The 19,941-nt window shown below is 67.6% G+C and carries 18 protein-coding genes and 1 tRNA gene; 10 read left to right on the forward strand and 9 right to left on the reverse strand.

From position 1 onward, the window contains the following. Positions 1-13: 13 nt before the first annotated feature. The gene (locus A5701_RS05580; protein WP_067749658.1) at positions 14-1,582 is read left to right on the forward strand and encodes an FAD-dependent monooxygenase; all 1,569 of its coding nucleotides are present in this window, start codon (positions 14-16) and stop codon (positions 1,580-1,582) included. Positions 1,583-1,643: 61 nt separating this feature from the next. On the opposite strand, the gene A5701_RS05585 is transcribed toward A5701_RS05580, so the two are convergent. The 8 genes from A5701_RS05585 to aceE form a co-directional block, all read right to left on the reverse strand. Then, the gene (locus tag A5701_RS05585) at positions 1,644-2,531 is read right to left on the reverse strand and encodes a hypothetical protein (RefSeq protein ID WP_067749660.1); all 888 of its coding nucleotides are present in this window, start codon (positions 2,529-2,531) and stop codon (positions 1,644-1,646) included. A 137-nt stretch (positions 2,532-2,668) separates the two neighbouring features. Continuing rightward, positions 2,669-4,090, reverse strand: coding sequence for an acyl-CoA carboxylase subunit beta (locus A5701_RS05590; RefSeq protein ID WP_067749662.1), 1,422 nt, complete (start codon positions 4,088-4,090; stop codon positions 2,669-2,671). 47 nt (positions 4,091-4,137) lie between these two features. After that, positions 4,138-5,397: a 3-oxoacyl-ACP synthase KasB gene (gene kasB, locus A5701_RS05595; RefSeq protein WP_067749664.1), complete on the reverse strand. Its 1,260-nt coding sequence runs from the start codon at positions 5,395-5,397 to the stop codon at positions 4,138-4,140. 84 nt (positions 5,398-5,481) lie between these two features. Then, positions 5,482-6,732 carry a 3-oxoacyl-ACP synthase KasA gene (gene kasA, locus A5701_RS05600; protein ID WP_067749666.1) on the reverse strand — a complete coding sequence of 417 codons (1,251 nt, stop codon included), beginning with the start codon at positions 6,730-6,732 and terminating at the stop codon, positions 5,482-5,484. Beyond that, on the reverse strand, positions 6,729-7,073 hold the full coding sequence (gene acpM / locus A5701_RS05605) for a meromycolate extension acyl carrier protein AcpM (RefSeq protein ID WP_007170888.1): 345 nt from the start codon (positions 7,071-7,073) through the stop codon (positions 6,729-6,731). The genes kasA and acpM overlap by 4 nt, the downstream gene beginning before the upstream one ends. Positions 7,074-7,156: 83 nt before the next feature. Beyond that, positions 7,157-8,065 (reverse strand): ACP S-malonyltransferase, encoded by a 909-nt coding sequence (locus tag A5701_RS05610; protein ID WP_067749668.1) that lies wholly within the window; start codon positions 8,063-8,065, stop codon positions 7,157-7,159. A 143-nt stretch (positions 8,066-8,208) separates the two neighbouring features. Further along, positions 8,209-9,531 (reverse strand): CdaR family transcriptional regulator, encoded by a 1,323-nt coding sequence (locus A5701_RS05615; protein WP_067749670.1) that lies wholly within the window; start codon positions 9,529-9,531, stop codon positions 8,209-8,211. Between the two features lie 139 nt (positions 9,532-9,670). Then, on the reverse strand, positions 9,671-12,457 hold the full coding sequence (gene aceE, locus A5701_RS05620) for a pyruvate dehydrogenase (acetyl-transferring), homodimeric type (protein ID WP_067749672.1): 2,787 nt from the start codon (positions 12,455-12,457) through the stop codon (positions 9,671-9,673). A gap of 184 nt (positions 12,458-12,641) precedes the next feature. Here aceE and A5701_RS05625 point away from each other — a divergent pair, with 184 nt between their 5' ends. The 7 genes from A5701_RS05625 to A5701_RS05650 all read left to right on the forward strand — a co-directional run bounded on the left by A5701_RS05625 (position 12,642) and on the right by A5701_RS05650 (position 17,598). After that, positions 12,642-13,223 carry a hypothetical protein gene (locus A5701_RS05625; protein ID WP_082969681.1) on the forward strand — a complete coding sequence of 194 codons (582 nt, stop codon included), beginning with the start codon at positions 12,642-12,644 and terminating at the stop codon, positions 13,221-13,223. A gap of 81 nt (positions 13,224-13,304) precedes the next feature. Then, positions 13,305-13,727 (forward strand): DUF3052 domain-containing protein, encoded by a 423-nt coding sequence (locus A5701_RS05630; RefSeq protein WP_067269553.1) that lies wholly within the window; start codon positions 13,305-13,307, stop codon positions 13,725-13,727. Further along, on the forward strand, positions 13,727-14,188 hold the full coding sequence (locus A5701_RS05635) for a peroxiredoxin (protein ID WP_067749675.1): 462 nt from the start codon (positions 13,727-13,729) through the stop codon (positions 14,186-14,188). Before A5701_RS05630 ends, A5701_RS05635 begins: the two co-directional genes overlap by 1 nt. Positions 14,189-14,254: 66 nt before the next feature. Further along, positions 14,255-14,326 (forward strand) — tRNA-Val (locus A5701_RS05640). 89 nt (positions 14,327-14,415) lie between these two features. Beyond that, the gene (locus A5701_RS27990; RefSeq protein WP_156669933.1) at positions 14,416-14,562 is read left to right on the forward strand and encodes a hypothetical protein; all 147 of its coding nucleotides are present in this window, start codon (positions 14,416-14,418) and stop codon (positions 14,560-14,562) included. 154 nt (positions 14,563-14,716) lie between these two features. Then, positions 14,717-16,213, forward strand: a complete 1,497-nt coding sequence (locus A5701_RS05645) for an NAD(P)/FAD-dependent oxidoreductase (RefSeq protein WP_067749677.1) — start codon at positions 14,717-14,719, stop codon at positions 16,211-16,213. A gap of 35 nt (positions 16,214-16,248) precedes the next feature. After that, positions 16,249-17,598, forward strand: a complete 1,350-nt coding sequence (locus A5701_RS05650) for a wax ester/triacylglycerol synthase family O-acyltransferase (protein ID WP_067749679.1) — start codon at positions 16,249-16,251, stop codon at positions 17,596-17,598. A gap of 2 nt (positions 17,599-17,600) precedes the next feature. Here A5701_RS05650 and A5701_RS05655 read toward each other — a convergent pair whose 3' ends face one another. Next, positions 17,601-18,626 (reverse strand): AraC family transcriptional regulator, encoded by a 1,026-nt coding sequence (locus A5701_RS05655; protein WP_067749682.1) that lies wholly within the window; start codon positions 18,624-18,626, stop codon positions 17,601-17,603. A 165-nt stretch (positions 18,627-18,791) separates the two neighbouring features. Between A5701_RS05655 and A5701_RS05660 the strand changes: the two genes are divergently transcribed. Continuing rightward, entirely contained in the window at positions 18,792-19,349 is a 558-nt protein-coding gene (locus A5701_RS05660; RefSeq protein ID WP_067749684.1) for a 2,4'-dihydroxyacetophenone dioxygenase family protein, read from the forward strand. Between the two features lie 19 nt (positions 19,350-19,368). Next, positions 19,369-19,761, forward strand: a complete 393-nt coding sequence (locus A5701_RS05665) for a DUF1330 domain-containing protein (RefSeq protein WP_067749702.1) — start codon at positions 19,369-19,371, stop codon at positions 19,759-19,761. Positions 19,762-19,941: the final 180 nt, after the last annotated feature.

Consider the following 19,941-nt stretch of genomic DNA (forward strand, 5'->3'; position numbering starts at 1 on the left):
ATCATTTTGTTCTATGACGACCACACGAGTTCCAGTCCTCATCGTCGGCGCCGGCGCCGCCGGCCTCGCCACGTCGGCATTGCTGGCGAAACACGGGGTCCGCTCGCTGCTGGTCGAGAAGCGGCGCGAGGTGTTCATCTATCCGAAGGCCCGCAACCTCAGCTTCCGCACCCTGGAAATCCTGCGCGGTCTTGGATTGGCCGACGAGATCCACGCGGTCGCCAACGGCGTTTCCGACATGCTGAGCAAGCCGACGCTCAACAGCGCCGAACAGCGTCAGGCGATCGACATCAACGCGATCTTCGCGCCGTTCGACGAATTAAGCCCCGAGCCCGGCGGCCAGTACTGCCCGCAGAGCGCCTTCGAACCGATCCTGCTCACCCACATCCGCCGGCGCGGCAGCGAGGTGCGCTACAACACGGAGTTGGGCTCGTTCGAACAAGACGCTAGCGGCATCACCGCGGTTGTCCGCGATCGCGAGTCGGGCGCGACCGAGGCGGTACGCGCCGACTATCTCGTCGCGGCCGACGGCGTGCACAGCCCGGTCCGCGACGCGCTTGGCGTGACCACCTCCGGCCACGGGGCATTGCCCATCTATGTCGTGTTCATCTACTTCCGGGCGCCGTGGCGAAAATTCGCTCCGGACCTGGGCGACGGCGACGCCATCCAAGTCAGCAACCCGGACGTCGAGGGAATTTTTCTGTCGGTGCGCGACGACATGGGCATGTTCATCACCACGTACTTTCCCGCCCGCGGGGAAACCGCCGAACAGTTCACCGCCCAGCGGTGCCGCGAGATGCTGACCAAAGCGATCGGTGAGCCGATGGACGTGGAAATCATCGATGTGGCACCCTGGCAGCCCTACGAGCGGGTGGCCAACGAATTCCACTGCGGCCGAGTGTTTCTCGTCGGCGACTCGGCCCATACCATGCCGCCGTTCAAGGGCGGCGGGGCCAACACCGCCATCCAGAGCGCGCATAACCTGGCCTGGAAACTGGCCGCCGTCGTGAACGGGACCGCCGGCCCGGCCCTGCTGACCACCTACCATGCCGAGCGACACCCGGTCGGGCGCTTCAACGCTCGCCAGTCGCTTAGCGGGCCGTCGCTGGGCTTCCTGCGGTTGGACGACGACCGGCCCCTGTTGCCGCCGGACGAGGAGGCGCCGATGTTCGCGCTGCTTATCGGCTACCAATACCGCTCGGGCGCAGCGGTTTCCGATGATCCCGGCCCGGCGGATCCCGACGCCGTGTCGCTGATCGACGAATTGCGCGGGCAGCCCGGCACTCGGGTGCCGCATGTTTGGGTGCGCGAGGGGGTTTCGACGCTCGACCTGCTGGGCCCGGGATTCACCGTGCTCACCGGCGACGAACGCTGGTGCGCCGCCGCGGCTTCGGCGTCGGTGGCCGCGCATCGCATCGACAGCGACGAGTGGGCGGCGGTCACCGGGCTCGACCCTTCCGGCGCGCTGCTGGTGCGCCCCGACGATTTCGTCGGCTGGCGCTGTGACACGCTGCCCGACGATCCCGAAGGGCAACTGCGGGCGGTGCTTGCGAAGATCCTCTGCAGACACCGTGCTCCGTGAGCAGACACAAAAGCGCACGGCCAAAGCGTGTTGCGTGCGATTATGTGTCTGCTCGGCGGCGTTAACCGGCCATCGGTGGGCGGTTCAGGTGCGTCGCGATGCGGTCAGCGAGGCGGTCAGGTTCTCGTCGCACGTCGTCGACGACGATTGGGATGATCGTCCACCCAAGCTCCTGGATCTTGGCCCACCGCGTCTTGTCGCGAAGCATTTCCTCGCGACCAACGTGCCAATCGACGCTCTCGTATTCTGCAGCCAAACGCAGATGCGGCCATGCGAAGTCGACGCGCCACAACTGGCCATCGCGTCCGACGATCGGATGCTGCAGCTCGGGAAGCGGTAGCCCGCGATCGATCATCACCAGCCGCGCCTCGCTTTCCATGGGCGATTCCGCACGGCCATCCGCAAAGGGCAACAGTGCGCGCACAGCAACTATGCCTCGACGTCCTCGCTGCTCGATAACGGCTCTCCGAATTTCATTGCGAGTGCACTTCATTGAGCGCAACGCCGCGTCAAGCGTCGCCAGCGCCCGCGGCCGGCGCAGTTGCCTTGCGACCTCCACTGCAGTCCATCCCGGTGCCGTCGCGAGACGACCCCCAATTCGGTGGAGCCGGGCACCGGTTCGTTGGTGAACCATCAAGCCGGCCGTAGGGCGCATGCGCACACCGGGATCGAGAACGTGAATAGCTCTCGTGTTCTCGGTGTCGAATCCGTACAAGGCCGCGGCGGTGCCCAGGCAGGCCACCGCATGTCGGCCCATGAAGACGTCCAAGGCGGCCAACCGCCCCAGACAAGTTGGCTGTGTGGCGCCGTAGACCCCGTGCCATACGCGGACCAGCCCACCGTTTCGGACTTGAACGTCGAGTTGTTGACGGGTGATGACTGTCAGCAGTTGGGACGTCGTCGCGAACCCGCCGACTTCCTGCATCAGCTTTAGCGCGTCGGTGAGCACCGCGGAAGCATGCGGTGGCCCGGCTCAATTGACCAGTCACGCCTGGGGATTAACCGCCGAGCAGACGCAAAATCGCACTACGCGGGCACCGCGAGTGCGATTTTGCGTCTGCTCGCGCTAGAAGGTGCCGCTGCGGCTTACAGCGGGATGTTCTTGTGCCGACCGCGGCGCGCCGGGGCCTGAGCCAGCGCCTCGGTGAGCTTGCTGCGGGTGTGCGACGGGTCGATCTTCTCGTCGACCACGCCGATCTCGATGGCGCTGTCCACGCCACCGGCGATCTTCTCGTGCTCGGCGGCGAGCTGGTCGTGCAGCGCCTCACGCTCGTGATCGGCCGCGGCGGCCAGCTTTTTCTTGTGCAGGATGCCGACGGCGGCCTTGGCGCCCATCACCGCCACCTCGGCGTCCGGCCAGGCGTACACCTTGGTCGCGTTGAGCGACCGGGAGTTCATCGCAATGTAGGCCCCGCCGTAGGTCTTTCGGGTGACCAGCGTGACCCGCGGAACCGTGCACTCGCCGAAGGCGTGCAACAGCTTGGCGCCGCGGCGCACCACGCCGCCCCACTCCTGGTCGACGCCGGGCAGGTAGCCGGGCACGTCGACGATCACGACCAGCGGGATGCCGAACGCGTCACAGAGGCGCACGAAACGTGCTGCCTTCTCGGCGCTTTCGGAGTTCAGGCAGCCGCCCAGACGAAGCGGGTTGTTCGCCAGGACACCCACCGTGCGGCCGGAGAGCCGGCCCAGCCCGATCACCATCGACGGCGCCCAGTTGGCCTGGAACTCGTCGAACGGGGTCTCGGCGTCCAGGATCGCGGTCACGATCGGACGCACGTCGTAGGCCCGCCGCGCCGATTCCGGCAACAGGGCGTGGATGTCGGTGTCACCGGCCTCGGCCTTGGTGCGGTCGAAATGGCCCTGCTGGCAGAACAATCCGACCAGTCGACGGCCGCGCTCGTAGGCGTCGAGCTCGTCGTCGGCGACGATGTGGCACACGCCGGACTTCTTGTGGTGGGTCTCCGGACCGCCGAGGGACGCCATGTCGACGTCCTCGCCGGTCACGCTGCGCACGACGTCGGGCCCGGTCACGAACACCCGGCTCTCCGGAGCCATCACGATCACGTCGGTCAGCGCCGGCCCGTAGGCGGCGCCACCGGCGGCGAAGCCGACGACCACCGAGATCTGCGGGATGTAACCGGACGCACGGATCATCGCCTCGAAGACCGTCCCCACCGCGTGCAACGCCTTCACGCCCTCGGCCAACCGCGCACCGCCGGAGTGCCAGATCCCGACGATCGGGCTCTGCTCCTCGATGGCGGTGTCGTAGGCGTTGACGATGTGCGCACAGCCCTCGATACCCATGGCGCCGCCCATGACGGTGCCGTCGGTGCAGAAGGCGATGGTGCGCACACCGTTCACGGTGCCCGACGCAGAAAGCACACCCGAGCGGTCACGCTCGTGCAGCAGCGCGACGCTGCCCTCGTCGAAGAAGTTGCTCAGACGCAGCAACGGGTCCCTGGGGTCGAGCGATTCGCCGACCGACGCGGGGGCCATGATTGTCATCGCAGGTCTCCTGTTCTCCGGTGTGCTCTCTGGTTGGGCAGCGATGGTCAGTACCGCCCGAAGGCGATCGCGACGTTGTGCCCGCCGAATCCGAACGAGTTGTTGATCGCGTACTCGTACTTGCCCGGCCGCGGCTTGCCCGCCACCACGTCCAGGTCGATCTCGGGGTCGAGGTTTTCCAGGTTCAGCGTCGGCGGAATCACCTGGTCCCGCAGGGCCAGCACCGTCAGGATCGATTCGACCGCACCCACCGCGCCCACCGAGTGGCCCAGCGCGGCCTTGGGCGCGTAGACGGCCGCATTGCCGCCGTGGGGGCCCAGCGCGTTGTTGATCGCCTTGCCCTCGGCCACGTCACCCACCGACGTACCCGTCGCGTGGGCGTTCACGTGGTGGATGTCGCCGGGGGTCAGGCCGGCGAGCTGAATCGCCCGGCTCATCGCGTGCCCGGCCCGAAGCCCGTTGGGGTCCGGCGCGACCATGTGGTAGCCGTCCGAGGTGATGGCGGCCCCCATGATGCGGGCCAGGATGTTGGCCCCCCGAGCCTTGGCGTGCTCCTCGGTCTCGATCACCATGAGCGCCCCGGCCTCGCCGAACACGAAGCCGGTGCGATCCCGGTCGAACGGGCGGCAGGCACCCGCCGGGTCGTCGTTCTTGGTCGACATCACGATGCGCATCTGGGCGAACGCCGCGATCGGCACCGCCTCGATCTTGGTCTCGACACCACCGCAGATGGCGATGTCGGCCTCGCCGAAGACGATGTTGCGCCACGCCTGGGCCACACCCTCGGAACCGGACGCGCACGCCGACACGGGCGTGATCACGCCGGCCTTGGCGTGCCGTTCCAGACCCACCGCCGCCGCGGCGCCGTTGGGCATGTATTTCTGCACACCGAGCGGGGAAACCGCCCGCATGCCACGGGCGCGCATGTCGTCGTAGCTGAAGACCATTTCCTCCGACGAGCCCAAGCCGGTGCCGATGGACACCAGCAACCGGTCGGAGTCGACCTCGGGCGAGCCGGCGTTCTCCCAGACCCGGCGGCTCAAGATGGTCGACATCCGCTGCAGGTAACCCGTGCGCCGCAGCTCGACACGGGTCATCTGGCTGTCGAATTCCTCCAACAGGTGCCCGCCGATCTTGACCGGCAGGTCGAACTCCTCGACGAACGGGTCCTCGAGTCTGCGGATACCACTTTGTCCGTCCTGCAACAACTTCCAGGTGTTCTCGGCGTCAGTGGCCAGTGCGGTCGTCATGGCGACGCCAGTGACGACCACATTCGGGAGCGTTTTCCCGGTAACCAGCTCTGTCATGGGTCTTGCAAACGTTCCTTTCGTACTTGTCCGGCTCCTCCGCGGGCCGCTTGCTGAGGCCCGCTTCGTCGCCCGACGTCGTGCTCAGTACCGCCCGAAGGCGAGCGCCACGTTGTGGCCACCGAATCCGAACGAGTTGTTGATGGCGTAACGGAAATCGCCGTAGCGGGGTTCGCCCGCGACAACATCAAGATCGATCTCGGGATCTGGCGTTTCGTAATTGAGAGTTGGCGGTATCACGCCGTCCCGAAGGCTCAATACCGTGAGGACAGATTCCAGCGCGCCGACCGCGCCGATGGAGTGGCCCAGAGCCGACTTCGGTGCGTACACCGCCGCCTGCTCGCAGCCCGCGACCCGGATGGCGTTGGCCTCGGCCGTGTCGCCGATCGGTGTCGCCGTGCCGTGCGCGTTAACGTGGTCAATGTCCTTGGGGGACAAGCCAGCCAACTCGAGCGACCGTTGCATCGCCCGGCCGGCGCGCACGCCGTCCGCGGCCGGCGCAACCATGTGGAACGCGTCCGAGGTGATGCCCGCACCCATCAACCGGGCCAGCGGCTTGGCGCCGCGGGCCTTGGCGTGCTCCTCGGTCTCGATGATCATCAGGGCCCCGGCCTCGCCGAACACGAAGCCGTCGCGGTCCTTGTCGAACGGGCGCGAGGCGCGTTCGGGCTCATCGTTGCGAGTGGACATCGCCCGCATCATCGAGAACGCCGCGATCGGCAGCGCCTCGATGGGACCCTCGACACCGCCGCAGACGGCGAAGTCGGCGTCACCCATCGCGATCTGGCGCCACGCGTGCGCGATCGCCTCCGAGCCCGACGAGCATGCCGACACCGGGGTGATGACCCCGGCGCGAGCGCCCAGTTGCAGACCCACCACCGCCGCGGCGCCGTTGGGCATGATCATCTGGACGGCGAGCGGCGACACCTTGCGGGGGCCGCCCTCGTTCATCAGGTCGTAGCTCTCGACGATCCGCTCGGCGCCACCGAGCCCGGTGCCGACCACGACCGAGAACCGGTCGGGGTCGACCTCCGGGCTGCCGGCGGACTCCCACAGCTGAGTGCTGAGCAGCTTGGCCAACCGTTGGACGTACGACATACGCCGCAGGTCGAGCCTGCTCATGTGCTCGTCGATGGGCTCCTTGAGGTGCCCACCGATCTTGACGGGCAGGTCCCACTTGGTGACGAACTCGTCCTCGAGTACGTGGATGCCGCTTTCGCCGGCCAACAAACCCTTCCACGTGCTCTCGATGTCCGGCGCGACCGACGTCGTCGCCGTGACGGCGGTCACCACAACGCTGGGGTAACCGCCATTAGCAGTGGAAGGCTTGCTCACTTGTCCGCTTCCATCCTCGCCTTGACGTTGGCGACGGCGTCGGGGTTCTCCGTCTCCAGCTTGGCGCGCAGGGCCTCGGCAGCCTCGGGGTTCTCTTCCTCGAGCTTCTGGATGTAGGAGACGACGTCACCGACGGTGCGCAGACCGGCGAGGTCCTCGTCCGGGATCTTCACGCCGTACTTGTCCTCGGTCTGCACCGCGATCTCCACCATCGACAGCGAGTCGATGTCCAGGTCGTCGACGAACGACTTCTCCGGGGTGACCTCGGACGGCTCGATACCGGTGACCTCTTCGATGATCTCCGCGATACCGGCGATGATTTCTTCCTGGCTGACGGCCACAGCGTCTTCCCTTCGTGATGTGTTGTGTTAATCGAACAGAGCGTTCTTATAGAGCGTTATGTGGTTGTACTGGAAGCGGCTTTCTACAGTTCAGCCAGTGCGTCCAGGTCTGCGGGTGCCTTGACGGCGCGGGTCGTAACCCCCCGAAGTTCGCGTTTGGCGATGCCGGTCAGAGTGCCCGCGGGCGGGAACTCCACGGCCGCCGTGATCTCCCGGTCACGCATGGTCGCCGTGCACAGGTCCCAGCGCACGGGCTGGGTGAGCTGGGCGACCAGCGCCTCCATCGCCGCCGCCGCGGAGCCGACGGGCTGGCCGTCGCGGTTCGACAGCAGCGTGGCGGTGGGCTCGGCGGTCGCGACCGCGGCCGCCGCGGCGGCGTAGCGGTCGAGGGCCGGAGCCATGTACTTGGTGTGGAACGCCCCGGCCACGCCGAGGGCGCGAACCCGGGCCTTGGCCGGCGGGTCCTCGGCCAGCTTCTCCAGCGCCGTCAGCGGGCCGGCGGCGACGATCTGGCCGGCGGCGTTGCGGTTCGCGGGGAACAGGTCGAGCTGCTCGAGGCGGGCCAGCACTTCGGCCTCGTCACCGCCGAGCACGGCGGACATGCCGGTCGGCTCGATGGCGCACGCCTTGGCCATCTCGGCGCCACGGGTGGCGGCCAGCGAGACGGCGTCGTCGGCGGCCATCACACCGGCGATCGCGTACGCCGCGATCTCGCCGACGGAGTGGCCGGCGACGATCAGCTCCGCGCCGGAGAGCAGGCCGCGCTTGGTGAGCTCCTGGTGGGCCAGCAGGGTGGCGGCGACGACCAGGGGCTGCGTGACCGCGGTGTCGGTGATCTCTTCGGTCGACGCGGTGGTGCCCAGCCTGACCAGGTCGAGGCCGCTGGCCTTCGACCACAGGTCGAGCTGGTCCGCGGCACCCGGCAGGTCGAGCCACGGCGAGAGCATCCCCTCGGTCTGCGAACCCTGTCCGGGCGCAAGCAAAGCAATCACGTGTTTAAGAGAACACTGTGGAAACGGTTTTGGCGGGTGTAACAGATTATGAACCTGGTCTTAGGTTTTTGTGTACTCCCCACAAAACAGCTCCGTAAGCTACATGTTCGATACCGTTGCTTGATCTGTTGCCTGGGTCACTATTACTCCGATTGACCGACGATAGCCGCCCTGACCGGCAGCGGAACAGGGGGCAGCGGGTTGGTGCCGACGCTGGCGGTCGGGGTGGGGTAGTTGAGCTGGCCGACCGTCGCCGCCACGCGCAGCACGTATGCGTCGCGGGGCTGGGTCGGATCGCGTCCCGTGAAGTCGGTGATCCGCTTGAGCCGGTAGCGCACCGTATTTGGATGAACGAACAACTTTCTGGCACAAGCTTCAATCGCGCCGCCACAATCCAAATAAGCGTCAAGAGTCTCGATGAGCGTCGGTCCCGCGTCGGCCAGCGGCCCCATCACGTCGGTGTGCAACGCGACGATCGCGGACGCGTCGCCCATCAGGGCGCGTTCGGGCAGAAGTTCCCGGGCCTGAACCGGCCTCGGTGCGCCCCGCCAGCCACCGACGGCGTTCATCCCGGAAATAGCCTCGCTGGCGCTGTGATAGGCGGCCGTCAGCATCGGTGCGGTGGGCCCGATGACCACCGGGCCGTCGGAAAAGGCCTGCAGCAGATCGCCGAGGAATTTGTCGGTTGGCGACAGTTGGCCGGAAACTATAGCGACCAGCCAGGTGCCGTGGACGTCGGTGAGGGCGGCGCGGCCATGCTGGGCGGCGATGTCGCGGACGTGCTGGCTGGCCCGCTGGTCGTCGCCGGGCCCGGTGGAGCCGTCCCGCCCGGGGGCCGGGACGCCGACCACGACGGTCGCCGGGGCGGTGGTGTCCCAGTTCAGCGCCGCGGCCCGGGACAGCAGTTCGGGGCCGGTGTCGCCGCGGACCACCGCGTCGACGACGCTGGCCTCCATCCGGCTGTCCCACGTGCCGCGGGCCTCGGCGGCGTTGGCGTAGGCCGAGGCCGCGGTGAACGCCAGGTCGCGGCTGTACTTGAGGACACCCACGGTCAGGGCCGTCAGCTGCTCCTCGGAGCGGGCCACCAGCGGCAACACCTCCTCGAAGAACTCCATGGTGACGCGCACCATGTCGACGCTGTGCCGCAGCGCGATCCGGCGGGCCAGATCCTGGGGTACCAGCTCGAAGGCCTGGGCGGTGTAGCTGACGTTGCTGTGTGGGTCCTGCATCCACTCGACGAAGTTGTTGATGGCCGTCTGCACCACCAGCGCCACGCTGGCCCGCTGCGAGGCTTCCAGGTCGGCGAAGAAGGGCAACCGGTCCTGCATGACCGAGACCGCCTCGGTGGCCAGCCGGCCGGAGTATTGCTTGAGCCGGCGCAGCACGGAGTCGGGCACCGTGTTGAGCATCTCCAGCGGCGACCTGGGCTGCTTGGCGAACGGGCCGGCGAACGGGTTGTCATTCACCCCTAAAACCTACGCCACATTTTGGAAGTATCCGCCAAAGAGGTGGGCGGTTTTGCGCCGGTGTGCGGCTGGCCGCACACTCGCGGGGCGCTCACGGCCCAGCGCCCCGCTGGCGGGGCGCTCGCGGAATCTTGGGCGCTCAGGCGACCCCGGGGTCGGACGTCTGCTCTGGCGCGGCCTGGACGTCGTCGATCTTGTACTGGCGGGCGGCCGCGACCGGCACCGACGGGTCGATCTCACCGTCGCGCGCCAACGCCTCCAGCACCGCCACCACCTGCGACTCGGCGTCGGTGTTGAAGTAGCGCCGGGCGGCGGGCCGGGTGTCGGAGAAGCCGAAGCCGTCGGTGCCCAGCGTTACGAACGTGTTGGGCACCCACGGCCGGATCTGCTCGGGCACGGCGCGCATCCAGTCCGACACGGCGATCACCGGCCCGTCGGCGTTCGACAGAGCCTGGGTGACGTAGGCGGTCCCGGCCGGTCGGTCCGGGTGGCGCAGCTTGGCCTTCTCGATGGACAGGCCGTCGCGGTTCAGTTCGCCCCAGCTGGTCACCGACCACACGTCGGCGGCGACGTCCCACTCGGCCAGCATCTCGGCCGCCTGCAGCGCCGACGGCATCGCCACCCCGGAGGCCAGGATGTGCGCGGTGTTGGCGCGCTGTTCGGTGGCCGCGCGGTAGCGGTAGATGCCCCGCAGCACGCCCTCGGGGTCGAAGTTCTCCGGCTCCGGCGGCTGCACGTACGGCTCGTTGTAGACGGTCATGTAGAAGTACACGTCCTCGGGGTCCTCCCCGAACATCCGCGCCAGCCCGCTCTCCACGATGTAGGCGATCTCGTAGGCGAACGCCGGGTCGTAGGCGACCACGGCGGGATTCGTGCTGGCGAGCAGCAGCGAGTGACCGTCGGCGTGCTGCAGCCCCTCGCCGGTCAGCGTGGTGCGTCCCGCGGTGGCCCCGAGCAGGAAGCCGCGGGTCATCTGGTCGGCGGCGGCCCACAGCCCGTCGCCGGTGCGCTGGAAACCGAACATCGAATAGAAGATGTAGATCGGGATCATCGGCTCGTTGTGCGTCGCGTACGAGGTGCCGGCCGCGATGAACGAGCCCACCGACCCGGCCTCGTTGATGCCCTCGTGCAGGATCTGCCCGACTTCGCTCTCCTTGTACGCCAGCATCAGCTCGGCGTCGACGGCGGTGTAGAGCTGGCCGAGGCGGTTGTAGATCTTCAGCGACGGGAACCAGGAGTCCATGCCGAACGTGCGCGCCTCGTCGGGAATGATCGGGACGATGCGCGGCCCAATCTCCTTGTCGCGCAACACTTCCTTGAAGGTGCGCACGGTCGCCATGGTGGTGGCGACCTCCTGGGTGCCCGATCCCTTCTTCAGCGCGGCGTAGATTTCGCGCCCGGGCAGCTTGAGCGCCTTGGCCTTGGTGCGGCGCTCGGGCAGGAAGCCGCCGAGGGTGCGCCGGCGGTCGAGCAGGTAGCGGATCTCCGGGGCGTCCGACCCCGGGTGGTAGTAGGGCGGCAGGTAGGGATTCTCGTCCAGCTGGGCGTCGCTGATCGGGATCCGCATGGAGTCCCGGAACCGCTTAAGGTCTTCCAGCGCAAGCTTTTTCATCTGGTGGGTGGCATTGCGGCCCTGGAAGTGTGCGCCCAGCGAGTAGCCCTTGATGGTCTTGGCCAGGATCACCGTCGGCTGGCCCTTGTGGTCGAGGGCGGCCCGGTAGGCGGCGTACACCTTGCGGTAGTCGTGGCCGCCGCGCTTGAGGTTCCAGATCTCGGCGTCGGTCATGTTCTCGACGAGCGCCTTGGTGCGTGGGTCGCGGCCGAAGAAGTGGTCGCGCACGTAGGCGCCGTCGTTGGCCTTGTACGTCTGGTAGTCCCCGTCGGGGGTGGTGTTCATCAGGTTCACCAGCGCGCCGTCGCGGTCGGCGTGCAGCAGGGCGTCCCACTCGCGGCCCCAGACCACCTTGATGACGTTCCAGCCGGCGCCGCGGAAGAACGACTCCAGCTCCTGGATGATCTTGCCGTTGCCGCGCACCGGGCCGTCGAGGCGCTGCAGGTTGCAGTTGATCACGAACGTCAGGTTGTCCAGGCCCTCCAGCGCGCCGACGTGCGCGAGCCCGCGGCTCTCCGGCTCGTCCATCTCCCCGTCGCCGAGGAAGCACCACACGTGCTGGTCGGAGGTGTCCCTGATGCCCCGGTCGTGCAGGTAGTGGTTGAACCGCGCCTGGTAGATGGCGTTGAGCGGGCCCAGGCCCATCGACACGGTTGGGAATTCCCAGAAGTCGGGCATCAGCCGGGGGTGCGGGTAGGACGGCAGCCCGCCGGCGGCGTGGCTGTGTTCCTGGCGGAAGCCGTCGAGCCGGTCCTCGCTGAGCCGGCCTTCGAGGAAGGCGCGCGCATAAATCCCGGGCGACGCGTGGCCCTGGATGAACACCTGGTCGCCGCCGCCGGGATGCGACTTGCCCCGGAAGAAGTGGTTGAACCCGACCTCGTACAGCGCCGCCGACGACGCGTACGTCGAAATGTGGCCGCCGACGCCGACTCCCGGGCGCTGCGCGCGGTGCACCATGATGGCGGCGTTCCAGCGGATCCAGGCCCGGAAGCGCCGCTCCACGTCCTCGTCGCCGGGAAACCACGGCTCGAGTTCGGTCGGGATCGTGTTGACGTAATCGGTTGACGTCAGCGACGGAATGGCGACGCGCTGCTCGCCGGCCCGTTCCAGCAGCCGCAGCATCAAATAGCGGGCCCGCGCGGGCCCGGAGCGCTCCAGCAGCTCGTCGAAGGATTCCAGCCACTCCGACGTTTCCTCGGGGTCGATGTCGGGCAGGTACGACGCCACGCCTTCACGGATCACCCGAACGCGGTCGGGTTCGCTTGCGCTGCTAGGGGTTTTGGCCAGATCGTGGCGCGCGAACTCGGTTGTCAACGCACTCTCCTGTAGTTGGCGGGGTTTGTGCCCTCGGGGTGCCGTGCACCGTCTCCCCCTATCGTGCCGCACCGGCGTTTCGCGGGGCTAGCCGACATCGGGTAGCTGACGCGGGTTCACCCCGCGGACACGAACCCGCGCGTAGCGAAACGATCGGGGAGGCCACCCGGTAACGTCATGAGCCGTGCTCAGTGGATGGCGTGCCGTCCTTGCGGGGGGCTCCCCCAGGCGAGGCGCTTTGGCGCTCGGATGTATAGCGGCGACGCTGATGGGGATCGTGGGGTGTACCACCGTCACCAACGGCACCGCCACCCCCGACACCCAGGTCGCCCCGGCGTATCGGCAGTCGGTGTCCGCGTCGGTGTCCGCGTCGTCGGCGACCTCGCGGGTCCGCGAGTCCCAGCGGCAGCAATCGCTCACCACCCGGGCCGTGCGCACCTCGTGCGACACGCTGGCCACGTCGAGCAAGGACGCGATCGACAAGGTGAACGTCTTCGTCGGCGCGTTCAACGCGGGCCGCAGCACCGGCCCGACGGAGGGCCCGGCGATCGACGCCCTGAACAGCAGCGCCGACACCGTGGGCAACAGCTTCAGCGATGCGCTGTCCCAGCAGCTGAAGGACGCGTTCAACACGTATATCGACGCGGCCCGGGGGGTTGCCAACGCGATCGGCACCCACGCCGCGACGGGTGAGTTCAATCGGCGCGTGGACCGCCTCAACGACGCCAAGACGAAAGCGCTGAAACTGTGCCTGGCATCCTTCTAAAGGCGCGGGTGTCGACGCGGTTGCGGCTGTGCGACGATAATCCCCATCGCACGGCGCGGGACGGTTTAAGGAGGCTCCACGGTGGTCGCGGCGGATCACGCCCCGAGCTACGCTCGCAAACTGGGCATCCAACGAGACCAAGTTGTCCAGGAATGGGGCTGGGACGAGGACACCGACGACGAGATCCGGGCCGACGTCGAGGAAGCGTGTGGCGCTGAGCTGCTCGACGAGGACACCGACGAGGTGGTCGACGTCGTGCTGCTGTGGTGGCGTGACGGGGACGGCGACCTGGTGGACACCCTGATGGACGCGATCGGTCCGCTGGCCGAGGACGGCGTGATCTGGGTGCTGACGCCCAAGACCGGCAAGCCCGGCCACGTCCTGCCTGCCGAAATCGCCGAGGCGGCCCCGACCGCCGGCCTGATGCCGACGTCGTCGGTCAACCTGGGCGACTGGAGCGCCAGCCGACTCGTGCAGCCGAAGTCCCGAACCGGGAAGCGTTGATGCTGCCCGTTGGCGCCACCGCCCCGGATTTCACACTGCGCGACCAGAACCAACAGCGTGTCACCCTGAGCTCCTACCGCGGCGCCAAGAACGTGCTGCTGGTGTTCTTCCCGCTGGCCTTCACCGGCATCTGCCAGGGCGAGTTGGACCAGCTGCGCGACCACCTGCCCGACTACGAGAACGACGACAGCGCCACGCTGGCGATCTCGGTGGGTCCGCCGCCCACGCACCGAATCTGGTCGCTGGAAAGCGGCTTCACCTTCCCGGTGCTGTCGGACTTCTGGCCGCACGGCGAGGTCAGCCAGGCCTACGGCGTATTCAACGACGAGGCCGGCTACCCCAATCGCGGCACGTTCGTCGTCGACAAGGCCGGCATCATCCGGTTCGCGGAGATGAAGCAACCCGGCGAATCGCGCAACCAGGGGCTGTGGACCGAAGCCCTGGCGGCCTTGCGGGGCTGAGCGGGCCTGACGCGGGCTTACAGTTTTGAGTACCGGCCCTTCGGACGTGTAGCCTCCCCGGGGCACGGGCGCGTAGCTCAGTGGTAGAGCTCTGGTTTTACACACCAGCGGTCGGCGGTTCGATACCGTCCGCGCCCACTCATCCGCTTCGCGGGCACAACGCCATCGCGACTTGCAGGCCCGATTTTCGCCGTGGCCGCACGCTGGGGGCCTCATCGCGAGTCCCGGTGCTCACCCCGACGCTGTTGCGTGGGTACGAGGGGCGGGTTCGGGACTTCGACGTGGAGTTGGTCGACGGCGTGGGCCACTGGTTCGCCGAGCAGCGCCCCGACGTCCTGCTCGACCGGCTCCGCGGCTTCCTCGCCGGCATCTGACCCCCGCTCGCACAGGTGGCCGAGGGCACCCTTGCGCGCATATCTGCAGCTCGCCTGTCTCTGGATGCTAAATACTAGTCCTCTTCGGTCAAGACCTATGGGCCGCTGGTGCCGCACAGTTGATGCACTACATCGAAAGCAAAGGAGCCTCGCGATGACCACCACCACCGAGCACGTCGACGTGTTGATCGTCGGGGCCGGAATCTCCGGCATCGGGGCGGCGTACTACCTGAAGACCAGGCGGCCGGCCAAGACCTTCGCGATCGTGGAGGCGCGCGGTGAGATCGGCGGCACCTGGGATCTGTTCCGCTACCCGGGGATTCGCTCCGACTCCGATCTACACACCTTCAGCTACGAGTTCAAGCCGTGGGAGAACGACAAGGCGATCGCCAGCGCCGATGCCATCATGGTCTACCTGCGCGAGACGGTCGCGGAAAACGACATTGCGCCCGCGATTCGCTTCCACCACAAGGTGATCAGTGCGTCATGGTCGAGCACCGACACCCGGTGGACGGTCGACGTCGAGCGCACGGACACCGGTGCGCGGGTGCGCATCACCTGCGGCTGGCTGTTCTGCGCTGGCGGTTACTATCGCTACGACCAAGGTTTCACCCCTGAGTTCGAGGGCCGCGAACGGTTTTCGGGGCAGATCGTGCATCCGCAACTGTGGCCGGAGGACCTGGACTACAGCGGTAAGCGCGTGGTCGTCATCGGCAGCGGCGCCACCGCAGTCACGCTGGTTCCGGCGATGGCCGACGCCGCGGCCCACGTGACGATGCTGCAACGCTCACCGACCTACGTCCTGCCGGTTCCCGCGAAGGACCGTATCGCCAATGCGCTGCCCAAGCTGGTGGGGCGTAAGCGGGCGTACGCGATCACCCGGCGCAAGAACATCGCCAAGCAGCGCGCGGTATTCCGGCTGTGCCAACGCCATCCCGACACCGCACGGCGCATCATCCGCTACCTCAACGCCAGGCAGCTACCGAAGGGATACCCGGTCGACGAGCACTTCCGGCCGGCCTACAACCCGTGGGACCAACGGCTCTGCGCGGTCCCCGACGGGGATATGTTCGCCGCGATCCGCAACGGCAGCGCCTCGGTGGTCACCGATCGGATCGACACCTTCACGGAGAAGGGCATCCGGCTCGTGTCCGGGCGGGAGCTCGAGGCCGACATCATCGTGACCGCGACCGGGCTGAACCTGCTGGCATTCGGCGGCATCACCCTGACCGTCGACGGTGCACCGGTGAACCTGCCGGAGAAGGTCGCCTTCAAGGGGATGATGCTCGACGGGGTGCCCAACTTCGCCTACTCGTTCGGCTACACCAACTCGTCGTGGACGTTGAAGGTCGGCCCGGTGTGCGAGCACCTGTGCCGCCTGCTCGACCACATGGACGCGCACGGGTACGCGGTGTGCTACCCGCACATCAGCGGGGAGATGCGCACCATGCCGCTACTGGAAGTGCACGCCGGCTACGTCCAGAGGGCGGTCGAGGAGTTCCCGCGCCAGGGCGACCGCCAGCCGTGGCGGACGGCGATGGACCACCTCGCCGACGCCAAGATGCTGCGCGAGAGCTCCGTCGCGGATGGCAACTTGACTTTCATCCCGGTGGCGGCGATGCGCACACCTGATGCGGCGATGAGCGCGTGAGCGCGACCATCCATGACGAAAGCCGAAGGAAGACAATGAACCTCATCGCACCAGTCGACGCCTTCTGCCTGCTGGCCGAGTCTCGCGAGCACCCGATGCACGTCGCCGGCCTGCAGTTGTTCACGCCGCCGCCGGGCGCCGGCCCGGAGTTCGCTCGCGACATCTACGACGCCTTGGTGGCGGGCGGCCACGTGGCTCCCGCCTTCCGGAAGCGTCCGGCCAAGACGCTCGGTGCGTTCAGCAACGCCCTGTGGAAGTTCGACGAGGAGATCGACCTCGGCTATCACGTGCGGCGCTCGGCGCTGCCCGCGCCCGGACGGGTCCGCGAGTTACTCGAGTTGACGTCGCGGCTGCACGGAACCCTGCTCGACCGGCACCGCCCGCTGTGGGAGACACATCTGATCGAGGGGTTGGCGGACGGACGTTTCGCGGTCTATACCAAGATGCATCACGCGGTCGTCGACGGCGTGTCCGCGCTGCGAATGTTGCAGGGCGCCTTGAGCGCTGACCCGCATGACACCGTGATTCGGGCTCCCTGGGCACCGCCGCCGCGGCAGAAGCGGCCGGCTCGTGGGCGCCGCGCGATGCTGGCCGACGCCATTGCGACCGCGGCCGGCTTCGCGCCGGCGACGCTGAAGCTGACCCGCGCCGCGCTGCTCGAACAGCAGCTGACCCTGCCGTTTCGGGCTCCGCGCACCATGCTGAACGTTCCGATCGGCGGTGCCCGGCGGTGCGCCGCCCAGTCCTGGCCGCTGGACCGCATCAAGGACGTGAAGAACGTCGCGGGAATGACGGTCAACGACGTCGTTCTGGCCATGTGCGCCGGTGCATTACGCTCCTACCTCACCGATCACGAGGCGCTGCCGGACAAGCCGCTGACCGCGATGGTCCCGGTGAATCTGCGCACCGAACGCGACGCGGACGGCGGCAACGTGGTCTCTGCTGTGTTGTGCAACCTGGCGACCGACCGCGACGATCCGGCCGACCGTCTGCGGACCATCCATGAGTCCATGCGCGACAACAAGCTGGTGCTGTCCGAACTGCCACGCGCCCAGGCGATGGCGTTGGGGATGGGCTTGCTGGCGCCGGCCGCTTTCGGCGGGATTCCGGGCCTCGGCGCGGCAACGCCGCCGCCGTTCAACATCGTCGTCTCCAACGTACCGGGTGTGCAGAAACCGTTGTACTGCAACGGGGCCCGCCTCGACGGAAACTACCCGTTGTCGATCGCCGTGGACGGGCAGGCCCTCAACGTCACGGTCGCCACCAGTGCCGACAGCCTCGACTTCGGTCTCGTCGGATGCCGTCGCGCCGTCCCGCACCTGCAGCGCCTGCTCGGCCACCTGGAAACCTCACTCAAGGACTTGGAGCGGGCTGTCGGACTGTGAGGTCAGGAAAAGGCGGGATGTCTGCGGGGTCTGAGGGCGCGCCGGTAGGCCGCCGGCCCGGTGCCGAACCAGCGCTTGCAGGATCGGGTCAGCACGCTTTGTTCGGTGTAGCCGAGCTCTCGGGCAAGGTGAGACAGGTCGATGTCGGTGTCGCGCAGGTAGTGCTCGGCGGTTTCGCGCCGCAAGTCGTCGATCAGCTCGAAAAACGTTGTGCCTTCGTCGGCTAACCTGCGTTGCAACGTCTTGGGGTGGACGTTGAACTGCGCCGCGATCACCTCGAGCTTCGCGGCGCCGGTAGGCAACAACTGCCGGGCGATCGTGCGCACCGACTGGCTCATGTCCGGGCCGCGCGGGCCGATCAGCGTGCTGAGGTATTCGACCACAGCCCGGTGAGCCAGTTCGTCGTGCTGGAGCGAGCCGCTCAAGTCGGCGGTTCGGAGAGTGAACCCCGCGACCGGCTCCGCGAAATACGGCCTGCATCCGAAGTATTCGCGATACTGCGCGGCGGGGGTGACCGGCTCATGGGGCACGTGCACCGAAAGCGGGCAGTACGCGGCGCCAAGCAGCAGCCGCAGCACCTCCAGGATCACGCCGAGCGACAACTCCACGCTTTGGATGACGGGCGGCAGGCGCTCCATGAGGATGTGAAACTCGAAAAAAGAACGTTCGGGACGGTCCGGCACCGGCGCGGCGCGGACCGACAGGGCGGGGCTGTACGCGGCAAGAAAGGTGCCGAAGATCGCCATCGCGTCACCCACCGTGGCCGCCGTGCGGGCCGCCACCCCCACCGGACCGAGGATCTCGATGCCCTGCCGCCGGGCCAGGCGGCGGCCGAAATCCGGTGTGGCCGTTTCTTCGGCTGCCGACTCCAAGGCGAAAACCACTCCGCGCAACGGCACGAACACCTCGTAATGGCCGATGTCCATGGGCCGTATCCCCGCGCGCGCCAGCAGCCGTCGTGGGTCACCGCCCAGCTCGGTGACCAGTTCGGGATAGTTCGACAGCGCCGTGCCGCGCACCACCGACATGCTCCGGGATGCTAGTAGCGAACGGACCCCGGTGTCGTCAAAAGCCAAAAGGTAGTCTCTGACGGTCAAGACCGAAGGCATGCCACTTCGGCATCGTGGAGTCGGCGGTACCAACACCGCCCTTCCACCGATGCGGGGGAAGTCACTGCAGCCCAAGGAAAGACCATGACGCTCGCCGCTGAACCAACATCGGCCAAGACAAGCTCCGGAACGCCGTTGCCGCTGGCGGCCCTGCCGCAGGGCGAACTCCTGACGGTCAACGAGGGGGACAACCCCCTGCTGCGCGACGCGCTCGCCCCGGGAGTGCACTTCAAGCCGCTTCGCCTCGATTTGGAAGCCGGCTGCTGGGTGGTGCTGGCCGTCTTGAGTCCCGGAGCCCAGTTGCCGGTGCACTACCACACCGGCACCGCGGAGGCCTACACACTCTCGGGTCGCTGGTACTACCTCGAGTACCCCGATCAGCCGCAGACCGCCGGTTCGTATCTGTACGAGCCGGCCGGCTCCGTGCACACCTTCGTCTGCCCGGAGTCCAACACCGAGGACACGGTCGTGTTCATCCGCGTCGAGGGAGCCAACATCAATTTCACCGAGGACGGCCAATTCCACTCCGTCCTCGACGCGGTGATGATCCGCCACCTGACCCCGGTGGTCGCCGAGGCGCAACAAGCGGGGCCGGTCAATTACATCGGCGGTGGGGCCGCCGGCACGGTTAGCCAGCACTGACAACGACAAGGAGATCCACATGAGCACCTCGATAGAGACCACCCCCGAGCAGGTGAAAGCGCTCGTCGCGCGGCCGGCCGACGCCCCGGTGGTGATGGTCAATCTGCTGAAGTTCAAGAACCCCGGCGGCCTCGAGCGCTACCTGCAATACGGGGCGGAGGTCGCGCCGCACCTCGAGCGCGTCGGCGCGAAGGTTCGCTTCGGCGGCACCGCCCCCGCGGTGGTCATCGGCGAGGGTCAAGAGCCGTGGTGGGACGCGATCCTGCTCGTCGAATACCCGACGCCGGGAGCGTTTTTGGAGATGGTCACCACGGAGGAGTACGCGAAGGTCCACGAGCACCGCGCCGCCGCGCTCGACCGCGGCGACCTGATCGCCACGTCGACATGGATGTCCGCAGAACAGTTCAGTTGACCGCGGTGGCCATGATCGCCGTGCGAGTAGCGACCGCGATACCCGCGGAGCCGGCCCGGTAACCGGCCGGCTCCGCCGGTTCGCGTCCCTGTCGCGCTCTCACCCATTCGCGGCGGTCGTGGGCGTAACGCCACGGCGACTTTCGGCTCCGATCTTCGCCATGGCGTTACGCTCGCCCCG

Origin of the sequence: Mycobacterium sp. E3305, assembly GCF_001666785.1 — a bacterium.
In the GTDB taxonomy this organism is placed as follows: Bacteria; Actinomycetota; Actinomycetes; order Mycobacteriales; family Mycobacteriaceae; genus Mycobacterium.